Origin of the sequence: Micromonospora sp. NBC_01740 (assembly GCF_035920365.1) — a bacterium.
Classification (GTDB): domain Bacteria; phylum Actinomycetota; class Actinomycetes; order Mycobacteriales; family Micromonosporaceae; genus Micromonospora; species Micromonospora reichwaldensis.
Map to the genome: position 1 here is coordinate 4,026,971 of NZ_CP109150.1, position 21,841 is coordinate 4,048,811.

A 21,841-nucleotide genomic window follows, 5' to 3' on the forward strand; every position below is an offset into this window, starting at 1 on the left:
CCGGGCATCATTGAGAACGTTTGGACAACCGCTCGCGACACATCCGGTGTTTCGTGAGGTACGGGCTGAGGAGGACGACGGTGGAGGAAAACGAACGGGCCGGGCGATGTGTGGTCGCTGTGGACGGACCGTCCGGTTCGGGTAAGTCCACCGTCTCCCGGCGGCTCGCCGTCGGCCTCGGTGCCCGCTATCTCGACACCGGCGCCATGTACCGCGCCATCACCTGGGCGGTGCTGCGCTCGGGGGTCGACCTGACCGACGCCGAGTCGGTGGCCAAGGTCGCCGGCGAGGTGGACCTGCGCATCGGCACCGACCCGCAGGGGTACGGCGTGACCGCCGACGGCGTGAACGTCGACGCCGAGATCCGCGGGCCGGAGGTGACCGCGGCGGTCTCCGCCGTGGCCGCCGTGCCGGCGGTGCGCGCGCTGCTGGTCACCCGGCAACAGGAGATGATCACCAATGCCGGCCGGATCGTGGTCGAGGGCCGCGACATCGGGTCCGTGGTGGCCCCGGACGCCGACCTGAAGGTCTACCTCACCGCCTCCGAGGCGGCCCGGGCCGCCCGACGCAGCGCCGAGGACGCCACCGACGTGGCGGCGACGGCGGCCGACCTGGCCCGGCGGGACCGGCTCGACTCGACGCGCAAGGCCGACCCGCTGACCCAGGCCGCCGACGCCGTGGTGCTGGACACCACCGAGTTGGGCATCGACGAGGTCGTCGGGCGCCTGCGCGACCTGCTGACCGATCGGGGTGTGGCATGACCGACACCGACGGGTGGATCGAGCTGCGGGAACCGGACGTAGACACCGAGGAGCCGACCGGTCCGCAGCCGGTCGTGGCCGTGGTCGGCCGCCCCAACGTGGGCAAGTCGACCCTGGTCAACCGGATCATCGGTCGCCGTCAGGCGGTCGTCGAGGACGTCCCCGGGGTCACCCGGGACCGGGTGCCGTACGACGCGCAGTGGGCCGGCCGGCAGTTCACCGTGGTGGACACCGGCGGCTGGGAGCCCGACGCCAAGGACCGGGCCGCCGCCATCGCGGCGCAGGCCGAGACGGCGGTCGTCACGGCCGACGTGGTGCTGTTCGTGGTCGACGCGATGGTCGGCTCGACGGACGTGGACGAGGCGGCCGTACGGATGCTGCGCCGCAGCGCCAAGCCGGTGATCCTGGTCGCGAACAAGGCCGACAACACCACCATCGAGATGGAGGCCACCTCGCTGTGGTCGCTGGGCCTGGGTGAGCCGTACCCGGTGTCGGCGCTGCACGGACGTGGCTCCGGCGACCTGCTCGACGCCATCATGGCCGCGCTGCCGGAGGCCCCGAAGATCGTCGAGAACCGCCCGCGCGGCCCGCGCCGGGTGGCCCTCGTCGGCCGGCCGAACGTCGGCAAGTCCAGCCTGCTCAACCGCTTCTCGGGCGAGGAGCGGGCGGTCGTCGACTCGGTCGCCGGCACCACCGTGGACCCGGTCGACAGCCTGGTCGAGATCGGCGGGGAGACCTGGCAGCTCGTCGACACGGCGGGCCTGCGCAAGCGGGTCGGCAAGGCCAGCGGCACCGAGTACTACGCCAGCCTGCGGACCGCCGGGGCGATCGAGGCCGCCGAGGTCGCCGTGGTGCTGCTGGACTCCAGCGAGCCCATCAGCGAGCAGGACCAGCGGATCCTGTCCATGGTCACCGAGGCCGGGCGGGCGCTGGTGATCGCCTTCAACAAGTGGGACCTGGTCGACGCCGACCGCCGGTACTACCTGGACAAGGAGATCGAGCGCGAGCTGCGCCGCATCCCGTGGGCGATCCGGCTCAACCTGTCGGCGCAGACCGGCCGGGCGGTCGACAAGCTCGCGCCGGCGCTGCGCAAGGCCCTGGCCAGCTGGGAGACCCGCGTACCGACCGCGCAGCTCAACTCGTGGCTGACCGCGCTGGTGCAGGCGACCCCGCACCCGGTGCGGGGCGGTCGGGCGCCGAAGATCCTCTTCGCCACCCAGGCGGGCGTGGCGCCGCCGCGCTTCGTACTGTTCACCACGGCTCCGCTGGACGCCGGCTACCAGCGGTTCGTCGAGCGAAAGCTGCGCGAGGAGTTCGGCTACGAGGGCAGCCCGATCGAGATCTCCGTACGCCCCCGCAAGAAGCTCGGCCCCGGCGGCCGGGGCAAGGCGCACGGCTGACCCGCCCGATCTGAAGCCGGGTGGGAGCACGCTCCCACCCGGCTTTTCCGCAGCCATCAACTTCCCTATCCTCCTAGGACGGTTTGCGGAATGTGCGCGGTACGACGCGTTCCGGCGCGGGAGGGGGCAGTGCGGACGGCGCGAAGATCCTGCGCTAAGCTGTACCGGCTGTCGCGGGGAGATCCGCGCGGGAGCATCGGGACGTGGCGCAGCTTGGTAGCGCACTTGACTGGGGGTCAAGGGGTCGTCGGTTCGAATCCGGCCGTCCCGACAGTAAAACAGCAGGTCAGGGCCTTGATTCACCTACTCGGATCAGGGCTCTTTCGCTGTTCCGTTTCACGTACGCCCGTACTGTTTCAGTCTGTGGTCCTGGCGTCACCCGAACAGCCGTGTTTCGAGGTGGTCGGCGGCCACCTTGAGGTGACTGCTGTCGGGGTGGACGTAGACCCGCTTGGCCAGCGTTGCCCACGTCGGCGTGGCCGGCCCAGGCGGCGAGCACGACGTCGGCGAGGTATGTCAGGCAGGCATGCCGGGCGTCGTACGGTCGGACCTTGCGCATTCCGAGTTTGGCCATCAGTTCGTACACCCGGCGGCGCAGCCAGTCGGTGCGCTGCGGTCTGCCGAGTTCGTCGACCAGGACGTAGCCGCTGGCGATGTAGGCGTCGCCGGCCTGGAGGCGCTCCTTCTTCTGCCGGGTGTGGAACGCCTTCAGCGCCTTCATTACCATGGCCGGCATCGGCAGGCCACGTCTGCCCGCTGCCGATTTGGCCTTTTTCCTCGATCGCGCCGTCGACGAGTGTCCGAGTGTTGTCGCCGGCCGGATCGTGCCAGCCTCGAAGTCGATGTCGGACCATCGCAGCCCGCGCACCTCTGCGGGTCGCAGGCCCATCAGCGACCGAAGGCAATCGGCATACAGGCGTTCGTCCGTGTTGCCAGTCAGGAAGGTCTTCACCTCCTCCTGTGTCGACGGCCTGCGGGCGACCTGTGCTTCGGTGATCGCGGGCACCGACGGAAATCCGGTCGAGGGTCCCGTCGTGGTCGCGGACGATGCTGCCCACGATGGCCAGGCCGAGTCCGACGCCAGCGTGTTCGTCGGTGCGGACGCGTTCGGTGCCGCGCTGGAAGGGCTCGGTGAGCGTCGGTACCAACTCGAGTGGGAGCCGACGACCGGTGTTCTCGATCCGCAGCACGCTCGTGTCGCCGTGCGCCTCGGTGTGAACCGTAACGGTGCCGCCGGCGGGGAGGTTGTGGACGACGGCGTTCTGGACGAGGTTCGTCACCATCCGCAGCAGGAGTTCGGTGGAGCCGCTGGTCCGGGCCGCTCCGTCGGTGACGTCCAGGGTGATCCGACGCCGTTCGGCGAGCGGAAGCAGCGTTTCGACGGCTTCCTCGGCGACGAGGGAAAGATAGACGCTCTCACGGGTGAAATTTCCCCGGTCGCCACCGCTGAGCAGCAGTAGGGCCTCGGTGAGGTCGACCGCCCCCTGGTTGACGGTGTGCAGACGTTCGATGAGTTCGCCGCGCTGCTGGGTGGGGTCGCGGCGGGCGACGTCGAGGAGCATCCGCGAGATCGCGAGCGGGTGCGCAGTTCGTGGGAGGCGTTCGCGGCGAACCTCTGCTGCTCGGCGAGGTGCGATTCGAGCTGTTCGAGCATCGAATCGAACGCGTCGGAGAGTTCCCGGAACTCGTCCTCGCGGCCCTCCATCCGCATCCGGTGGGACAGCGACCTGCCTGCGGCCACTCGGGGTGGCGGGCCGTCTCCTATCTACGCAACACACCGATCACGGGCAAGTTGTACACCACTTCCACGGACGCAACCGTCCGCCCGGTGCGCCGTGCGGGTTGTGGCCTGCGGGGCTGGATCTCAACGACGCCGTGTGCCGCCTCGGTCAGATGCTCGGAGAGTTGGCGCATCGCCAGCTGGGCTTTCGCACGCTGCCCTGGGCACCCCTGGTAGCCCTAATGGGCGGTGAAGGTCACGTCAGCCCTTGATGAGGGATCGCCACCCCGCGTGGAAGCAAGGCCAGAGTGACTGCTGCCCCACCCTCTGTGCCCGTCGGCGATACCTTTCTGTACATGCGTGGCCATCTTGGATCCGGACTCGTCGCTCATCTTCCGCAGGACGAGTGGCTCCGGGTGCAGGACACCGGAATCCCCGTACGCTTCGAGCCCCGCGACGTGCTTCTGCGTCAGGGCGACACCACCCAGCACGTGCATGTGGTTCTGGCTGGTTGCGTCAAGATTGTGCGGTCGGAAAGCGACGGCAGTTGCGCGATTCTGACGCTGCGGGCTGCTGGCGACGTCGTCGGGGATCTGGCTGCGGTCGACTTGCAGCCCCGCTCGGCCACCGTGACCGCCCTCACCACCACGGTCACCCGGCTGCTGACCGGACCGCAGTTCCGGCGCTTCCTGACCCGGCCTGCGTTCGCCGTGGGCTTCGCCACCTACACGGTGAGCCGGTTGCGCGCCTCGGACGCGCAGCGTGCGGCGTTGGCCGTGCTGCCTGTGCGGGAGCGGCTGGTCCGGGCGCTGATCCAGCTCGACCGAGAGAGCCGGCACGCCGACGGGGGGCCGGCGATCCGGCTTTCCCAGGCCGAACTCGCCGAACTGGTCGGCGCCTCGCGTAACGCGGTCGTCGCCGAGCTGACCGCCCTGCGTGAGGCCGGCATCCTCGTCACTGGGCGGCGCGAGGTCACCATCTTGGACCTGGCGGCATTGAGCGACCGGTCACACGGGTTTCGCCCAGAACTGGGCAGAGAATCGCCTGTCACGGGCTGACGCTGAGGGGGTCCCATCCTCGTCGAGAAAGGACTCCCGTGGAACACATCCCGTTCGCACGCTCGACCGATCTGCCACCGTACCGGGCGATTCTGGCGGTGGACGCCAAGGGCTTCACCGCCGAACCAGGAAGCACCCACGAGGCAATCAGCAAGAACCTGCTCGACCTTGTGGGCGACGCCCTAGCCGACGCCGGGCTGGCGGCCGAGTGGGAACGCCCAGCGTTTCTCGGCCCGACCGGCGACGGCTTCGCCGTCGGGCTCCCGACACGCGTCCTGCCCTACTTGGTGGAACCGTTCCCACGTCTGCTTCAGGAGCGCCTCGCCGAGCACAACCGCCAGACGCGGGCGCACCTTCAACTGCGGGTCAGTCTGCACGTCGGGCCGCTGCCTGCCGACCCGGAAAACCTCCATTGGACCGGCAACGGGGATGCACGCAACGACACTCACCGCCTGCTTGACTCCGCACCGGTGAAGGCCGTGCTCGCTGCGGCCAGCCCGCGCGTGACATTCGTAGCCTGCATCTTCTCCGACCGCGTCTTCGAAGACGTCATCGCCGCCGGGTACGCCGGCATGCAGCCCGACCGCTGCCTCCCGGTCACAGCGACGGTCGACGGTAAGGCGTTCAGCCGGCAGGCATGGCTCTACCTCCCGGAGGTCTCGGGAAACCTGCTCGGCGTGTTGCCGGCCGCGTCGCCGCCACTGCCGAGGGCCGGAAAACCCGTACGGCCTCAAATTGCTGGACCGCGGGTGAAGCGGAACAACGGCCAGGTCGCCACCACGGTCGAGACCATGATGCAGCACCGGGGCGGTGACCGATGACCACCACCCCGATCGAGGCCGTCGCCCCGGACACCGACGAGTCGTACGCCGACGACATCGACGATGCGCTATACGTTGAGGAGAACAACGGCCAGGTCGCCTCGCGCGTCGGCCGGGACATGGTGCAGAACGTCCACAACTGGCTCGGGCACTACCAGGCCGCCCACGAGCTCTCCGACGCCTTCGTGGACGAGACGATCGCGACCTTCGTGAATCGGGTCTACAGCCCGGGCGGGCTGTCCAGGGAGGCAGCGGCCGAGGTCCTGCGGGAGCAGCATTACGTTCTGCTGGTGGCCGATCCCGGCACTGGCCGGAGGACCGCCGCAGTGGGGCTTCTCGGCGGCGTTTCCTCGCCTCGGCGGGAGATCCCGATCGACGACGACGAGCAGCGACTCCTGCCGGTTGACAAGGTGCCGTGGACATCGTACGGCCGGTCCGCCTATCTGCTCACGGTGCCACCCGGCAACCGGAACGGACGGTTGCGGGAGACGCTAATCGCCTATCGAGAAGCCGTGGAGAAGCGCGACTCGTACCTCGTTGTCCTGGTCGATCGGAAGAGCCTCGAAAGGCCCGAGGACGTTCCCGGTTTCACCGTCCTCACGGTCAGCGCTCCCGCACGCGAGGAGCTGCTGAGCCGCCTCCTGGGCGATGGACCTGCCTGGCTGGACGTGGATCTGCTGCTCCAGACGCCGCCACTGCCAGCGATGTTGGACGGCGCCACCCCGGCCCAGATCGCGAGGCTGTCTCGCCGGATCAGGGCCGCGGCGGGTGACCCGCAGGAACCCCTGGCCGAGATCGCCCGCAAATCGGTCCAGGCATACCAGAACTGGGACGAAGAACTGGTCGCCTGGTTTGAAAAGTACGCCGACCCCCGGACTCGGCTCTTCCTCATCGCCTTGGCCTTCCTACAGGGAGGACAGGCAACCAACGTTCTGCACGCCATGGAGAAGCTAGCCGAAAAGCTGGAGGAACCGGCAGACGTACGTGGCGGCATGGGCGCCCCAGGGATTCGCCAACTTGCCAAAAACGTCAAGGCCAGGATTGACGACGAGCACCGCATCTTCTTCACCCTGCCGTCCTATGGTGTCGCGATCCTGCGCTACGTTCACGGTGATCAGTCCAAGGGCTTCCGTAACCGCCTCTGGAGCTGGGCGTCTGACCTACCGATGCGCCGCGGAGGTTCCCCCAACGCCCGCATTGCTGGTCAGGTGGCCTCGGCCATGCTCGCCGTGACCCTAGCCCTTCCCGGAGCCGATGCACCCGAAGTGCGCATTCTGGTCGAACGATGGTGGGGTTACCAGACCCTGCGTCCGCTGGTCGTCGATCTGATGACGGCGGTTGCGATGAGTCCCGAGGCAGGTGCGGCGATGCGCGGTCGGCTCAACCAATGGGCCGTCCAGTCAGGAAGCCTGACGCTGCTCTGCGCGGTGGCCCGAGTCTGCGGCGGCGCGCTGGCAGACGCGTATCCGCAGGCGGTGCTGACCCGCCTGAACAACCTCGCCGGGCGGGGACTCGACGCCGTCACCCAGGAGGTCGTGGAGGCCGTGCGATCGCTCTGGGAACGACCGCTGCACCGGCAGGCGACACTACAGCGGGTCATCGCGTGGGCGGCCGGACAGGACCAGCGGCATGACGCAGGGCTGCGCGCCCTGGCGGCGATCTCCAACACCCCGGACCAGGCCGGGTTTCTCCTCACCGAGCTGGTTGGCGACCCGGAACTGCAGACCGGACTGGTAGACGCCTTCACGCTCCTGTTCACAGGCAGAGGTCCACAGGGCGAATTCCGCGAGACGCTCTTTCGCTGGCTGGACGCGGCGGCAGTCGAACCCACGTACGAGGACCTGATCACCGACTTGATGATCCGCGCCGGCGGGGCAGGTCAGGGTGCTAGCAGCCGTTTCGCCCGCATGTCCGACCTGCTGTACGACTGGCAGCCGACCGCCCACGACGCCCAGGCACCGGATGCACGGGCTCTGCGTGACCGACTCAACGAGCGATTCCACCAAGCAAACCCACTGGACGCTTCATGATCGAAAGCTGGCGTAGCCGCCTGTCGGGCCTCTGGAGGAGACACCAGGAACCCGCACAGCCGGTCACCTTTTCCGCGGAACTGCGCAGCTGCCATCCGCACGTCGCGTTCGACGCGACCTTCCAGCTGCGGTGGCATGGAGACGATCAGGCCGCCCTATGGACGACGCGGCAGAAGCTCACAGAATGGGCCGACCAGGAGAGCGCCCGATACTGCGTTACCCAGGCCGGCAACGCCGAGAACGACATCAACGCCAGGATCGCCTACGGCGCCCGCGTCCATCTGGCGGTCAGCCGGCAAGCCCGTGCCGCTGCGGAGGCAATCCTGGATATCGGACGTCAGACCACCCTCGAACACCTAAAGCAGCAGACCGAGCTGGAACGGATCCGATACCTACGAGAAAGCGTCTACTCCCGTCCCGATGTTGCCCGCAGCTACTGGCTCTACCACCACCCAGACCAACTGAACACGATGCTGAACATCGACTTCGAGGGAATCGCAAGAAAGTTCGGAGACGCCGAGGAGTCACGCTTTCTGGTGATCGCCAAACTGATCGACGACTTCTTCGGACGACTCGAGGACGGCGAACGCCGATATCTGCTCGGACAGTTGGGCAAGATCTTCTCCTCGTACGACCGCCCTGACCTGGCCGAAAGCCTGGAAGCCTCATGAGGGAAGCCGAACGAGCCTACCTGCAACAGGCGAACGAGATGATCCGCTTCGCCGATGTGAAGGCGGCCGCCGTCCTTGCCGCCGCTGGCGTTCTCGCCGGGCAACTGCCGTCGGCTCACGGCTCCTGGGCCAAAGGCGTCCTGTTAGCCGCCAGCATCTGCATCGTGCTCAGCGCGTTACTGGCGCTCTATACCCTGGCACCACGGCGGCAGGTGGCATCCGCGTGGTCACTGCACTTCTACGACCACGTCGCCCGTCGGTACGGCGATGACCGGGAAGCCTTCGTGAGCGCCTGGGTGGAGGCGGCGGCCGACGAAGACGCTTTTGATCGGGCGATCGTCGGACAGATCTGGGCAGCGAACATGGTGGCATACCGCAAGTTCACCTGGATCACTTGGTCCATCCGCACCTTGGTGGCCGGCGTCGTGGCTCTCGTGGCCGTGGCAATTACCTGACGTGCTTCTCGTAATCCTGACGGTCGCCCTCACCGCCGTCGGACCGGACGAGGATCGCGACTACTCTAAATAGGCGTTCCAGCTCACCGGCTACCGGCGCTGTGCCCAGTTTTGGGTCGTTGAGCAGCGAGCAACTGGTAGATGCGAATCAATCCCACTAACTGACGTTCCCTGGGCGCAACATTCGAACGGGAACACCCCCGCGCGTGCGGGGACCAGCGCTGTACACCGTGTCGGCGGTTCCGACGCCGGGGAACACCCCGCGCGTGCGGGGACCAGCCGATGACCAGCGGCACCCGCAGGACATACATCGGAACACCCCCGCGCGTGCGGGGACCAGCCGCCGGTACGTTCACCGCCACCAACCAGACCAGGAACACCCCCGCGCGTGCGGGGACCAGCCCGCGGAGTCGGTCGCCCAGGCGACGGAGCACGGAGCACCCCCGCGCGTGCGGGGACCAGCCGGGTCGCGTCCGCTGACGATGCTGCGGCCGGGGAACACCCCCGCGCGTGCGGGGACCAGTTCAGGCCGGTCATCTTGGCGTGCTTCATCTGGGGAACACCCCCGCGCGTGCGGGGACCAGCCTGTTCGGCTACCCGACCGTCGAGGTGGACTTCGGAACACCCCCGCGCGTGCGGGGACCAGGGACTTGGATGCCACGACGCTCCCTTCAAGCCGGGAACACCCCCGCGCGTGCGGGGACCAGACCTGCGCTGGTTCCTCGCCGGGCTGCGGGTCGGGAACACCCCCGCGCGTGCGGGGTCCAGACGACAAGCCCTCGGCCCTGACGGGTCGGGGGCGGAACACCCCCGCGCGTGCGGGGACCAGCTGAACGTGTCCGGCCGGGACGGCGCCACCGTGGGAACACCCCCGCGCGTGCGGGGACCAGGCCCGGCGTACCTCCGCCCAAGCTGACGCTCTCGGAACACCCCCGCGCGTGCGGGGACCAGCACGTCGCCCGAGCAGCTACTCGGCGGCCCCCGGGAACATGCCCGCGCGTGCGGGGACCAGAGCGTGCCCACCATCAGGACCGCAAGGAAGACGGGAACACCCCCGCGCGTGCGGGGACCAGGGCGGCGTCGGGGTGCGCGTCTCGGCCGGGGCAGGAACACCCCCGCGCGTGCGGGGACCAGGAGGACGTCAACCTCGGCGCGAACGCGGCCACGGGAACACCCCCGCGCGTGCGGGGACCAGGTACGCGTTGAGCACCGCCACGTCGAACAGCTCGGAACACCCCCGCGCGTGCGGGGACCAGGTGTCGTCACCGCGGCGGTGCGCGATGGCCATCGGAACACCCCCGCGCGTGCGGGGACCAGCAGCCGTCCCCCACGTGCTCCACCCGCACGCCCGGAACACCCCCGCGCGTGCGGGGACCAGCAGCCTGTCGGCTCCGCCTGAAAACTGACCCCGTGGTTCCGGCTGAATTTTGACCCCTTCCGGAAGCATCGGGAGGTGCTGAGCGTGGAGGACTGGGCGGAGATCCGTCGGTTGCACCGGGCGGAGCGGATGGCGATCAAGGCCATCTGCCGTCGGCTGGGGGTGTCGCGGAACACGGTGCGCAAGGCCTTGGCCAGTCATGAGCCGCCTCGTTATCAGCGGGCGGCGAAGGGTTCGATCGTGGACGCGGTCGAGCCGCAGATCAGGGCGTTGTTGGCGGAGTTCCCGGACATGCCGACGACGGTGATCATGGAGCGGGTCGGGTGGACCCGTGGCAAGACGGTGTTCGCCGATCGGGTGCAGCAGCTGCGGCCGTTGTTCCGCCGCCCTGACCCGGTTCAGCGGACGGAGTATCTGCCGGGAGAGCTGGCGCAGTGCGACCTGTGGTTCCCGCCGGCGGACGTGCCGTTGGGCTTCGGGCAGGTCGGCCGGCCGCCGGTGCTGGTGATGGTGTCGGGGTATTCGCGGTGGCTGTCAGCGGTGATGATTCCGACCAGGCAGTCGCCGGACCTGCTGGTCGGGCACTGGATGCTGATCTCCGGCTGGGGTCGGGTGCCCAAGGCGTTGGTGTGGGACAACGAGTCTGCGGTCGGGCAGTGGCGGGCCGGGCGGCCGCAGTTGACCGAGGCGATGAACGCCTTCCGCGGCACCCTCGGCATCAAGGTGATCCAGTGCCGGCCGGCGGACCCTGAGGCGAAGGGCCTGGTGGAGCGGGCCAACGGCTATCTGGAGACGTCGTTCCTGCCCGGCCGCCGCTTCGCCTCACCTCAGGACTTCAACGCGCAGCTCACCGACTGGCTGGTGCGGGCGAACAACCGCCAGCACCGGATGCTGGGCTGCCGCCCGCTGGACCGGTGGGACGCCGACCGGGCCGCGATGCTGCCATTGCCACCGGTTGCGCCGGTGGTCGGCTGGCGGCAGACCACCCGCCTGCCCCGCGATCATTACGTGCGCTTGGACGGCAACGACTACTCGGTGCACCCAGCGGTGGTCGGCCGGCGGGTCGAGGTCACCGCCGACTGCGACCACGTGACGGTGCTCTGCGACGGCCGACCCGCGGCCCGGCACGACCGCTGCTGGGCAAGCCATCAGAGCATCACCGATCCCGCCCACCGGCAAGCCGCCGCAGACCTGCGCGTCGCTGCCCAACACACCCCGACGACCGCCGTCGACGCCCAGGTCGAACGCCGGCCGTTGAGCGACTACGACCGCCTGTTCGGCCTGGACGTCGAGGTGGCTGCGTGATGGCCGCCAAGACCAGCCGCAACGTCGCCTCGGAGATCGCGTTCCTCACCCGCGCCCTCAAGGCGCCGTCTCTGGCTGCCTCAGTCGAGAGGTTGGCGGAACGGGCCAGGACCGAGTCCTGGACGCATGAGGAGTTCCTCGCCGCCTGCCTGCAACGCGAGGTCGCCGCCCGCGAAGCCCACGGCGGGGAAGGACGCATCCGGACAGCGAGATTTCCGGCCCGCAAGAGCCTGGAGGAGTTCGACTTCGAGCACCAACGCTCTCTGAAGCGGGAGACGATCGCTCACCTGGGAACCCTCGACTTCGTGGCGTCGAAGGAGAACGTCGTCTTCTTGGGCCCGCCCGGCACCGGCAAGACGCACCTGTCCATCGGCCTCGGGATCCGGGCCTGCCAGGCCGGGCATCGGGTCGCGTTCGCCACCGCAGCCCAGTGGGTGTCCCGCCTCGCTGATGCCCACCACGCCGGTCGGCTGCAGGACGAGCTGGTCAAACTCGGCCGGATCCCGCTGCTGATCGTCGACGAGGTCGGCTACATCCCCTTCGAAGCAGAAGCCGCGAACCTGTTCTTCCAACTGGTCTCCAACCGCTACGAACGAGCCTCACTGATCGTCACCAGCAACAAGCCCTTCGGAAGGTGGGGCGAAGTGTTCGGCGACGATGTCGTCGCCGCAGCCATGATCGACCGCCTCGTCCACCACGCCGAAGTGATCTCGATGAAGGGCGACAGCTACCGGCTCAAAGACCGCGACCTCGGCCGCGTTCCCGCAGCCACCAAGACCAACGACTGAACATCAACAACCAGCGAGGGGGTCAACATTCGGCCGGAACAGAGGGGTCAAAGTTCGGCCGGCGTTGACACAGCCGTCCCCCACGTGCTCCACCCGCACGCCCGGAACACCCCCGCGCGTGCGGGGACCAGTCTGTCCCTCCTGGACGGGTCGATGCGGGCGGAGGAACACCCCCGCGCGTGCGGGGACCAGCGCATGTAGTCGTCCAGGCGGTGACGGACGCGGGGAACACCCCCGCGCGTGCGGGGACCAGCGGAACCGCCCCGGGGCGTGTGTGGTTGGCCCCGGAACACCCCCGCGCGTGCGGGGACCAGCACAAGCCGCAGGTCGCACAGGCCATGGAACGGGGAACACCCCCGCGCGTGCGGGGACCAGTCCGGGGCCGGCTTCTCGCAGGCCCCGGGGGCGGGAACACCCCCGCGCGTGCGGGGACCAGGCTTGTTGACCTGCGACTCTAAAGATCAGGAACGCCAATTTCCTTCACTCTGGCATCCAAGATCTTCTTTCCTCTCAGGTGCGGGACGTCCGGCTCGATGCTGGTGCAGCCTACTCGCAGGGCGATGAGGCGCTGGATCTGATCTCCAGCGCCTCACCCCGAGCCGGACCGCCTGAATATCTCACAACCGTCTCACGGATAGTCGGGCAAGACTCGACACAGCCCGACATGAGGCCGACCGCCAACCGGCCATTGACCAGCGTGTCCGGCACGAGCCGGTCCCGTCCGGCAGGCGCCGGTACGCCGGCTAGTTCTGGGGGTCAAGGGGTCGTCGGTTCGAATCCGGCCGTCCCGACGCATCTAACCAGGGGATATGCCGACGGAGGCATATCCCCTGTGGTTGTTTCAGGGCTGTGTTGTCGCGTTGCTGTCGCATCTACGCACGGATCTTGCAGTGCAGCTCAGCAGGCGGCCCGGGCGTCGGCCGCGTCGAGGGCCGCGCAGGTGGCGCTCACGCCGTCGGCGGCGGCGTCGCGGGTGAGGTGGCCGTAGATGTCGACGGTGGTGGCCACGTTCCTGTGGCGCAGCGTCTTGGATACCACGGCGATCGGCGCCCCTTGGTTGATCATGATCGTGGCGGCGATGTGTCGCAGGTCGTGCACCCGAATTGCCGGAAGCCCGGCGTCGGCGGTGAGGCGGCGCAGGTGGTCGAGCACGTACTGCGGCCGTAGGGGTTGTCCATCGGGTCTGGCGAACACGAGGTCGAGATTGTCGTGATGGCGGGCGGTCACCTGTTGCTGGCATTGGCGGCGGCGTTGCAACGCGTCGACGGCGCGGGTGGACAGGGCGACCCAGGCCCGGCTGCCGTGGGTCTTGGGCGCGTTCAACATGCTGCGGCTGTTGTTGACGCTGACCAACGTCCAGCGCACGAACAGTGCCCGCGCATCGAGGTCCACATCGGCCCAGTGCAGGCCCAGAGTCTCGCCTTTGCGCATCCCGGTGCAGACCATCAACTCGAACAGGTCCGCGAGCGGATCCTCAACGGCGTGGCAGTGCCGCAGAAACGCGCTTGTCTGGCTGGTGCTCCAGCAGGTGAGCTCGGGTTCCGGTGGTCGGGGGATCATGGCGAAGCGGGCGGCGTTGTGGGGCAGCCGGTGGTTGCGGCGGGCGTCGTTGAGCGCGCTCGACAGGGTCGTCACGCAGCGGCGCAGGGTGACCAGCCCGCCACCAGGGCAAGCCATCTCAGACGTCACCTATCGGTGCAGCAGACCCGTTTCGTCAAGCGGGGACGGGGGTCGTTGGGCGTGGCTGGTACCTCCAGGGCTGTCAGGGACAACTCTGCCCACCACCCCTGAAACTCCCTAACCGGTCAATATGGGTACATACGGACGGTCGGGCAGTGGCGGCTCGGTGGCCCTGATGGTGTCGCGGTCGAGGCCGAGGCCGGCGAGTCAAGGTGCGCAGGTGAGGCAGATTGGCCGCTTGGGCGACAACAGTTAGGTGGCGAGGTCTTCGGGTCTGTCAAGAAGGGGCGGGCTGTCTCGCAGGCGGTGGCCAAGAGGCCACTGGTACCGAGCAAGATTCGGTATTGGTAGGAAGGGGTCGGGCCTTCGCTGCATCTGGCACTTGATCAGTTGGTCTTGGCGATGGTGCCTTCGGGGCCTTGGCGCGGAGCGGAGAGGGAACTACGCGGCGAGCACCTCGTCATTGCTGCGATGGCGGCCGACAGATGTGCGGTCGAGCCAACGGCCGCTCTAGGGGTTAGAGTTGCGATGTCGGTTGGTGAGGAATGATGTGGATTAGGGCGGATGGGGCTCCTGAGTTAGAAAGTCCCTTCCCTGGCATTCACCTGTTCTGGCATGCTTCTGGTTCTCTGTGAACTGCGTCACCCGTCTTGGCTTGAAGTAGTTGTCTCATCGCTACAAGTTTCGATTACCGTCGGTGATTGTGGCAGCTCATGAAGGGTGACTGATGCGTTCGCCTGGGTGTGAGCTGTTCGGCTTGCCAATCACTGGGCCAGCGGCGCCGTCTTTTCGATCTTCCCCGTAGCGGGTTGCTCGTCTACCGTCTGCGCGTCGATATAGATCTTGGTGTAACGGGGGCACGGTGTCCGTGTATGGCCAGAAATCGTCCGTCGGACTCCAGTGGGGCCGTCGGCTGCGGCGAAGATTCTGTCTTGTGGTGTTAGTGATTCTTGGTATGTCGTCGGCCGGATGGTTGTCACCTGTTGAAGTTCATGCAGGATTCGAGACACCGACGCCAGCGGCTGAATCCGATGACGAAGCCTTCGCGCTGGAGCAAGCGCAGATGCGCGCGTCGGCGCTCGCTCGTTCCTCGGGCGTCCGCGTACGTGTCGATGAGTTAACTTCTGAGACGGCAGAGACGTGGGCATTGCCGGAGGGTGGATTCGAGGCCATATTAAGTGCAGGCGTGGTGCGTGTGCGTCGCGGTGAGACGTGGGTTCCGGTTGACTTGAGCCTGGTCAGGAATCCTGCCGACGGATCCATTCGCACAGTCGCGGATCCCAACGACGTCCGCATGTCCGGCGGAAAGCCCGATGGGTCGCACGAACTGGTAGGCGTTGGTGTAGGCGCGGACCGGCTATCTCTAGGCTGGAGCGGGCCTCTGCCGGAGCCGGTCCTCAACGGCAACCGGGCCACGTATCCGGAAGCGCTGGACGGCGTCGATCTGGAGGTTGAGGTTACGCGGGCGGGAGTGGAGACATTCCTCGTAGTAAAGAATCCCGCTGCTGCCGATAGCGTGCAGGAAGTGACTTTCTCGATTAGTGGCCAGAATGCGGCTATGGTAAATCGGGACGGCCATGGCAATGCCGAAATCGCGGACAGTTCCGGACGGATAATTGCGCATTCGCCCGCGCCGGAGATGTGGGACGCCAAACGTGACGCCGATACCTCTCAGCCGTCCCGGATGACCGTGGTAGAAACGGTTGACAGTCAGGCGCGAGGGGGAGCCGACGCCTCAGGGCAGTTGCAAATGCGGCTCACGCCGGATTTGGAGTGGATGCAGGATCCGGTCACGGAGTGGCCCGTGACTATTGACCCGCAGATTAATCCCGTTAGCACGACATTCGATACGTACGTGATGGAGAATGACGCTACGGAGAATGGTGGCGCCAACGACTATCAGATCGGATTGATATCGGGAAACATTACTAGGACGCTGGCCAGGTGGGATACAACTTCCCTGGTTCGCACTCACATCAGCTCGGCCACCGTCTACTTCTGGAACTGGTGGTCGAACACGTGCAGTGCAAGGTCTTGGGCTCTGTGGACGACCGGCCCCGTCCTCGAAGGCGTGATGTGGGACGACCAGCCTGCCTGGAACTTCCAAGAGGCCACGAGTTCGGCCACGAAGGGCTTCGACTCAAGTTGTGGCGACGGGTGGGTCTCGATCCCGGGTACCGGCTTCTTTCAGCGTGCCGCCGATGTGGGCGATACCCGCGCGGACATGGGCCTGCGTGCCACGAGCGAGACCGATGGAAGCTTTTTCAAGCAGTTCAGGTCTCGCAATGCAGCTGACCAGGCGCAGGTGCCGTATGCCGTCGTTAACTACAACTCGTACCCGATTGTTGGCGCTCGCACTACGGTACCGGCGACGTCCTGTGTGACGGGCGTGGCCCGCCCGACGGTAAATACGGTGACGCCCGAGCTGTCCTCGGTGATCACCGATGCTGACGGCGGCACAGTGAAGGCCGAGTTCGAGTGGTGGATGGTTGGTGGCGCGGCGAAGATCGGCTCCCTGGTCACCTCGTTAGCGGGATCGGGAACCACCTTCCGGGCGTCGGTGCCAGCGGGCGTGCTTGCCGAAGGTGGCAACTACCAATGGCGAGTCCGCGGCAACGACGGCTCCCTCAGCGGCGCATGGTCGTCCTTCTGTGAGTTTACAGTGATGATCTTGCATCCACCGGTAGCGGGATGTGCCGGGGGTGTGGATGGTGATATCAATGGCGATGGCACGCGCGACATTTTGGTCGGTGATCCGAAAGCGACGGTGAACGGCCAAGCGGCAGCCGGCGGAGTGCACATCCTGGATGGTGCGACCGGGGTGACCAGGATGGTGACGCAGGGCGACGCGGAGGTTGTCGGCAACGCCGAGGCGGGCGATCAGTTCGGGCACACACTGTCCGTCTACGACGCCAACCGGGACGGCTGCGCCGACGTGGCGATCGGTTCACCCTTCGAAGACAACGGCACGGTCATAGACGCCGGCGAGGTACAAGTCCTGTTCGGTTCGCCGGCAGGGCTAGGCCGAAGCCCATCAGCTCCGCCCATCCTCTACGCCCAAGGCACTGCTGGCGTGCCCGGGGGCCAAGCGAATGAGGACTGGTTTGGCTTCTCTCTCGCCAGCGGCCGGACCTCAGCGGGAGAGCCATTTCTTGTGGTGGGTGCCCCAGGTGACGACGTCAGCGGCAAGACCAACGCCGGCACCGTCACGTACCTGCGTGGCAGCACGAAAATTAGCTTCGACCAGACCTCGGCAGGGAACATCAGTGACGGAGTAGAACAGGACGACCGCGGTGGATGGGCCTTGGCCGCTACCCCCAACCACTTCGCGGTGTCCTACCCGGGTGAAAGTGGGGGCACCCCTGCGGCAGGGTCTTTCGCGGGCCGTGTCTGCATCTTCAACCACACCCTCGCCTCCGGCGTGCCGGGCGCCATCGGCTGCGTCGACCAAGACACGAGCGGCGTCAGCGACACGATGGAATCAGGCGACACCTTCGGTAAGTCGATCGCCATGGCGGCCTATTGGCCAGCGGGTGACTCGATCCTGGCGGTTGGCGTACCGGGTGAAGATGCTGTAGGTGGCGCTGACGTCGGCTTGGTCCACCAGTTCCGGATATCGGGCACAACGGTCAATCAACTGGCAGCCATCGACCAGAACACCGCCAACATCGCGGACGTCAACGAGCATGGGGACCTGTTCGGGGAGAAGGTCGTTGTTGTCAACACGAATCCCTCGGCAGCGCCGACCGCACAGTCGCTACTAATCGCCGTCGGCACGCCCGGCGAGGACGCGAGCGGAGCCGTGGACTCCGGCAACATGCACGTCTTTGCCGCAGGCACCCCTAGTCCGACAGCGGACACGCTGGTAGAACGCGCTCCCGGCAAGCTACCCGGCACTCCAGGGGCGCGGGAACTGCTTGGTTTCGGCGGTGGCGCCTCATTAGCCAGCCTGTATGTCACCTCGCCGTATGCCAACCGCACAGTCTGGGCACTCCCATGGTCTGCACTGGCAGCCGGAGCCGTCACTCCGACCAGCACGTGGCAGCCGGGAGTAAACGGTCTGCCGGCGGGCGCGGTGGCGTTCGGCGAGCAGGTCGGGTGACGGCGGTGTCCGAGCCTCAGAGCAGAATTTGGAAAGGCGAACGGGTAGATATGGGGCAAGACCACGCCGCGACACGCCGCTGGCGGATGCGGCTGACGGCGATGACGCTATCGCTGGGACTGGTGGCCACGGCGCTGTGGGTCAGCGACGGAGCGCCTGACACTGAGGTGCAGGCACTGGGACCCGCCGGCGCGGCAGCGCCGTGGACCGAGATGCAGGCCCGCACTGATGCCCTGAAGTCGGGCAGGAAGGTCGAAGTACGATCCAAGGCCGGCGATCGGCAGGTGACCTACGCCAACCCGGACGGCTCATTCACGCACGAGTCCCACGCACAGCCATTCCGTACTCGCCAAGGCACAGAGTGGGTGCCCGTCGACACCACCCTGGTCCGCCAGGACGACGGTAGCGTCGGACCGAAGGCGGCCGTGACAGCGATGCGATTCTCCGGCGGGGGCACCAATGCCCCCCTCGCGACGATCTCACGCGCTGGCCGAATCATGAATATCACCTGGCCAGGAAAACTCCCCCGCCCCACGCTGGCGCGTAACAGTGCGACGTATCCCGAGGTCCTGCCCGAGGTGGACCTCGTGGTGCACGTATCCGCCACCAGCTTCACCCACGTACTGGTGGTCAAAACGGCGCGGGCAGCGACCCTGCCCCAGATTCGGACCGTCTCGTACGGACTGTCTGGCACCAATCTGCGCTTCAGCGCGGGCCAGGACAGTCGGCTAGCGGCTACCGACATCGGCTCGGGTCAAGTGGTGTTCGAGTCCCCGGCGCCAAAGATGTGGGACGCCGGCGATCCAGCGGAAGCCGTCGCCACAGCCGAGGAATATAACCCTTCCCGATCAGCACCCGAGTCAGCCCATCGAGCCGAGTTGGACGCGACGGTCGACGGGGAAAGGCTAATTATCACTCCCAACGCGGAGTTGCTTGCCAACCCGCAGGCCCGTTTCCCGCTGTACATCGATCCGTTCATCAACCCCACCTCGAACACCTCATGGGCGATGGTCGACTCGGGTTATCCTAACGAGGAATATTGGAAATTTGACGATGAGCCCGACGAACGTGTTGGTCTGTGTCCCACCGATGGCAGCATCTGCAACAGCTCTAAGATAAAGCGCCTCTTCTTCACGCTGCCGACGCCCTACCAGGACGACCGGATTATTGTCTCAAGCGCAACTTTCAAGATCACGATGCTTCATGCTTACGACAGCACCGCGCGTAATGTCTCCCTCTATCGAACCGGATCAATCTCGTCGGCGACGAACTGGAACAACCAGCCAGGCGGATCGGGATGGTCAGGTGCTACTAAGCAGGACACTCGCAGCCCAACGGTGAAACAATCGTCGTGCACGCCGACCAACCACAACGTCACCTTCACCGCCACGCAGGCGGCAAAGGCAGCAGCCACAGGCAACTGGCCCACCGCTACCTTCGGCCTGAAAGCCGATAGCGAGTCCGACTATCACTACGTCAAACGCTTCTGCAGCAATGCTGTTCTTTCGGTCACCTATAACCGACAGCCGGCCGCGCCGACGAGTCTGACGACCAACCCTGGCGGCGCATGTAAGACTGGAACCCCGAACGCCACCTGGTATGTGTCCAGCGTACCGCGCCTGTCGGCCTATCTGGCCGATCCCGATACCTCCGACGCTGAGCCCCTCAACGCCAAATTCACCGTGACGTGGACCCCGTCAGGTGGCACCCTTCAAACGAAGACCTGGACCTCACTAGCCAAAGCAAACAAGTCGACGTTCGACTACAACCTGGCGGACGCGACGACCGGCGTACCGAATCTGCCCGAGAACGTTACGGTGTCCTGGTACGTCGAAGCCTCTGATGGAACAGCATGGAGCCTCAAGAGCGTCATATGCGGTTTCATCCTGGACAAAACCAAGCCGGCCGGCCCAGATATCGACTCCGCCGAGTTCCTTGCCTCCGATGCGCCTGACACCGGGCCTGGATGTGTCGAGAGCGGCGAGTGGATCGAAGGACTGGGTCGGTACGGCACCTTCGCTTTCGACTCCGCGGCCACCGATGTGGTGGCGTACAAGTACGGCTTCAACACTGACCCGGTTCCGACAAACGTGCTCACCCCAGCGACGCAGGGCGGACCAGTGAACCTCACCTGGATGCCCACAACCGAGGCGCCGCACTTCGTGACAGCCGTTGCGGTGGACGCCGCAGGCAAGGAAAGCGACACCTCCATCTGTCACTTCAACATCGCGCCCAGCCCAGCCGTTGGGCAGTGGAGCCTCGCTGACGCGGCCGGCGTCACCCAAGCCGCCGACGGCCGTGGCACCAACCCCGCCGCAGTAGGCCCTGGTGTGACGTTCGCGCAGCCTGGGCCGGGCGGCGCTGCCCACCCGTCGGCGCAGCTTGACGGCACCGCCGGAGCATGGTTGACAACGTCGACCCTGGGACTGGTGAACACCTCGAAGGAGTTCGCCGTTACCGCCTGGGTGAAGGTCGACGATCTCACCCGTCCGCAGGCGGCGGTCTCACAGGACGGCACGGGCCAGCCGGGCTTCTACCTCGGCTACGACCCGAACGGAAGCCGATGGCGTTTCGGCATTCCCACCACAGACGTACAAGCACTCGGCGCATGGGAGGTCGCCAGCACACAGCAGGTGACCGCCGCCACCGGATGGACCCACCTGGCCGCACTCTTTGACCCGGTCAAGGACACCATCTCGCTGTACGTCAACGGAATCCCCTCAGCGACAGGTAGAGCGCCCGCACAGTGGTCCTCCCACGGCAACCTGCAGTTCGGGCGACGCACCGAGCGGACCGGTTACAACTGGGCCTGGAACGGCGGACTTGCCGACATCGCCCTCTACGACCGGATGTTGGCAGCCGACGAGATCAAGACGCTCGCGGCGCCGCGCCTGCAACGACAGGTGTACTGGTCGCTGGATGGCGGCGACGTCCCCGACGACAACCCGAACATCATTGTCAGCCCGGAGACCGTCAACGAGGGTGGCACTCCAGACCCGAACCGCAGCCTAACCCTGTACAACGGCGCGACGATGATGGTGCCCGACCCGGAAGACATCTTCGCCGAGCCGGCGCTGGTGGGTGCCGGACACATGGTGCTCGACGGCATTACCGCATATGCGGCGTCGCCTGCGGCAGTGGTGGGCCAGAACCGCAGCTTCTCGGTAGCCGTACGGGCAAAGCTGGCCGCTGCGTGCTCCGGTAACGAAGTCGTACTCTCTCAGCCCGGCGCCAAGGTGAGCCGTTTCCAGCTACGCTGCGTAACTGCCAACAATCAGATGCGTTGGCAGTTGAGCCTTGCTGCCAACGATGGGCCGAGCACCACCACCACCGTGCTAGTCGACGACGTCCATCTCCCCGACCCGGACGACAGCGACGGCCAGCATCTAGTGGTGACGTACAACGCCTTCACCAAGGAAGTGTTCCTCTACGTTGACGGTGAGCTGGCGCTCAGCGCCCAAGGCACCGACGACGGCACATGGAACGGACCGGACAACGGAGTGCAGGTCGGCCGGGCGCTCCTCGACGGAACTCAGCAAACGCCGGTCTACGGCGGCTACTTCTCTGGCCTCGTCGACGAGATCCGCGTCTACAGCGGTGTTCTCGACCCAGCCACCGTCATTCGGCTGGCCAGCACAACCGCCCAGTCTGACCTCTGACATACCCCACTAG

Annotated in this window: 13 protein-coding genes, 1 tRNA gene, 1 pseudogene and 2 CRISPR repeat arrays; of the genes and pseudogenes, 12 read left to right on the forward strand and 3 right to left on the reverse strand. The window is 66.7% G+C overall.

What is annotated here, in order from left to right; translation table 11 throughout:
- Positions 1–80 precede the first annotated feature (80 nt).
- From cmk to OG989_RS18730, 3 genes are all read left to right on the forward strand, one after another.
- Positions 81–761 (forward strand): (d)CMP kinase, encoded by a 681-nt coding sequence (cmk, locus tag OG989_RS18720; protein WP_327027806.1) that lies wholly within the window; start codon positions 81–83, stop codon positions 759–761.
- Positions 758–2,161 carry a ribosome biogenesis GTPase Der gene (gene der, locus OG989_RS18725; protein WP_327027808.1) on the forward strand — a complete coding sequence of 468 codons (1,404 nt, stop codon included), beginning with the start codon at positions 758–760 and terminating at the stop codon, positions 2,159–2,161. Before cmk ends, der begins: the two co-directional genes overlap by 4 nt.
- Before the next feature lie 197 nt (positions 2,162–2,358).
- Positions 2,359–2,432: transfer RNA gene (locus OG989_RS18730), tRNA-Pro, on the forward strand.
- A gap of 15 nt (positions 2,433–2,447) precedes the next feature.
- On the opposite strand, the gene OG989_RS18735 is transcribed toward OG989_RS18730, so the two are convergent.
- Both OG989_RS18735 and OG989_RS18740 read right to left on the reverse strand, forming a co-directional pair.
- Positions 2,448–3,113 (reverse strand): tyrosine-type recombinase/integrase, encoded by a 666-nt coding sequence (locus OG989_RS18735; RefSeq protein WP_311411334.1) that lies wholly within the window; start codon positions 3,111–3,113, stop codon positions 2,448–2,450.
- A 121-nt stretch (positions 3,114–3,234) separates the two neighbouring features.
- Positions 3,235–3,723 (reverse strand): annotated as a pseudogene (locus OG989_RS18740) (sensor histidine kinase); the annotation flags it as partial.
- 514 nt (positions 3,724–4,237) lie between these two features.
- Here OG989_RS18740 and OG989_RS18745 point away from each other — a divergent pair.
- From OG989_RS18745 to istB, 7 genes are all read left to right on the forward strand, one after another.
- Entirely contained in the window at positions 4,238–4,939 is a 702-nt protein-coding gene (locus OG989_RS18745) for a Crp/Fnr family transcriptional regulator (protein ID WP_311411333.1), read from the forward strand.
- Between the two features lie 38 nt (positions 4,940–4,977).
- On the forward strand, positions 4,978–5,760 hold the full coding sequence (locus OG989_RS18750; protein ID WP_311411332.1) for a hypothetical protein: 783 nt from the start codon (positions 4,978–4,980) through the stop codon (positions 5,758–5,760).
- Positions 5,757–7,790, forward strand: coding sequence for a hypothetical protein (locus OG989_RS18755; protein ID WP_311411331.1), 2,034 nt, complete (start codon positions 5,757–5,759; stop codon positions 7,788–7,790). Before OG989_RS18750 ends, OG989_RS18755 begins: the two co-directional genes overlap by 4 nt.
- Positions 7,787–8,461 (forward strand): hypothetical protein, encoded by a 675-nt coding sequence (locus OG989_RS18760; protein ID WP_311411330.1) that lies wholly within the window; start codon positions 7,787–7,789, stop codon positions 8,459–8,461. Before OG989_RS18755 ends, OG989_RS18760 begins: the two co-directional genes overlap by 4 nt.
- The gene (locus OG989_RS18765; RefSeq protein ID WP_311411329.1) at positions 8,458–8,916 is read left to right on the forward strand and encodes a Pycsar system effector family protein; all 459 of its coding nucleotides are present in this window, start codon (positions 8,458–8,460) and stop codon (positions 8,914–8,916) included. Before OG989_RS18760 ends, OG989_RS18765 begins: the two co-directional genes overlap by 4 nt.
- A gap of 191 nt (positions 8,917–9,107) precedes the next feature.
- Positions 9,108–10,294: a CRISPR direct-repeat array (repeat unit 28 nt; unit sequence GGAACACCCCCGCGCGTGCGGGGACCAG).
- A gap of 75 nt (positions 10,295–10,369) precedes the next feature.
- On the forward strand, positions 10,370–11,599 hold the full coding sequence (gene istA / locus OG989_RS18770; RefSeq protein WP_327027810.1) for an IS21 family transposase: 1,230 nt from the start codon (positions 10,370–10,372) through the stop codon (positions 11,597–11,599).
- Entirely contained in the window at positions 11,599–12,387 is a 789-nt protein-coding gene (istB, locus tag OG989_RS18775) for an IS21-like element helper ATPase IstB (RefSeq protein ID WP_091404255.1), read from the forward strand. Before istA ends, istB begins: the two co-directional genes overlap by 1 nt.
- Before the next feature lie 103 nt (positions 12,388–12,490).
- A CRISPR array of direct repeats spans positions 12,491–12,823; the repeat unit is 28 nt; unit sequence GGAACACCCCCGCGCGTGCGGGGACCAG.
- A 461-nt stretch (positions 12,824–13,284) separates the two neighbouring features.
- On the opposite strand, the gene OG989_RS18780 is transcribed toward istB, so the two are convergent.
- Positions 13,285–14,022 (reverse strand): site-specific integrase, encoded by a 738-nt coding sequence (locus tag OG989_RS18780; RefSeq protein ID WP_327027812.1) that lies wholly within the window; start codon positions 14,020–14,022, stop codon positions 13,285–13,287.
- Positions 14,023–15,010: 988 nt separating this feature from the next.
- Here OG989_RS18780 and OG989_RS18785 point away from each other — a divergent pair.
- On the forward strand, positions 15,011–18,169 hold the full coding sequence (locus OG989_RS18785; RefSeq protein WP_327027813.1) for a DNRLRE domain-containing protein: 3,159 nt from the start codon (positions 15,011–15,013) through the stop codon (positions 18,167–18,169).
- On the forward strand, positions 18,166–21,828 hold the full coding sequence (locus tag OG989_RS18790; protein WP_327027814.1) for a LamG domain-containing protein: 3,663 nt from the start codon (positions 18,166–18,168) through the stop codon (positions 21,826–21,828). Before OG989_RS18785 ends, OG989_RS18790 begins: the two co-directional genes overlap by 4 nt.
- Positions 21,829–21,841: the final 13 nt, after the last annotated feature.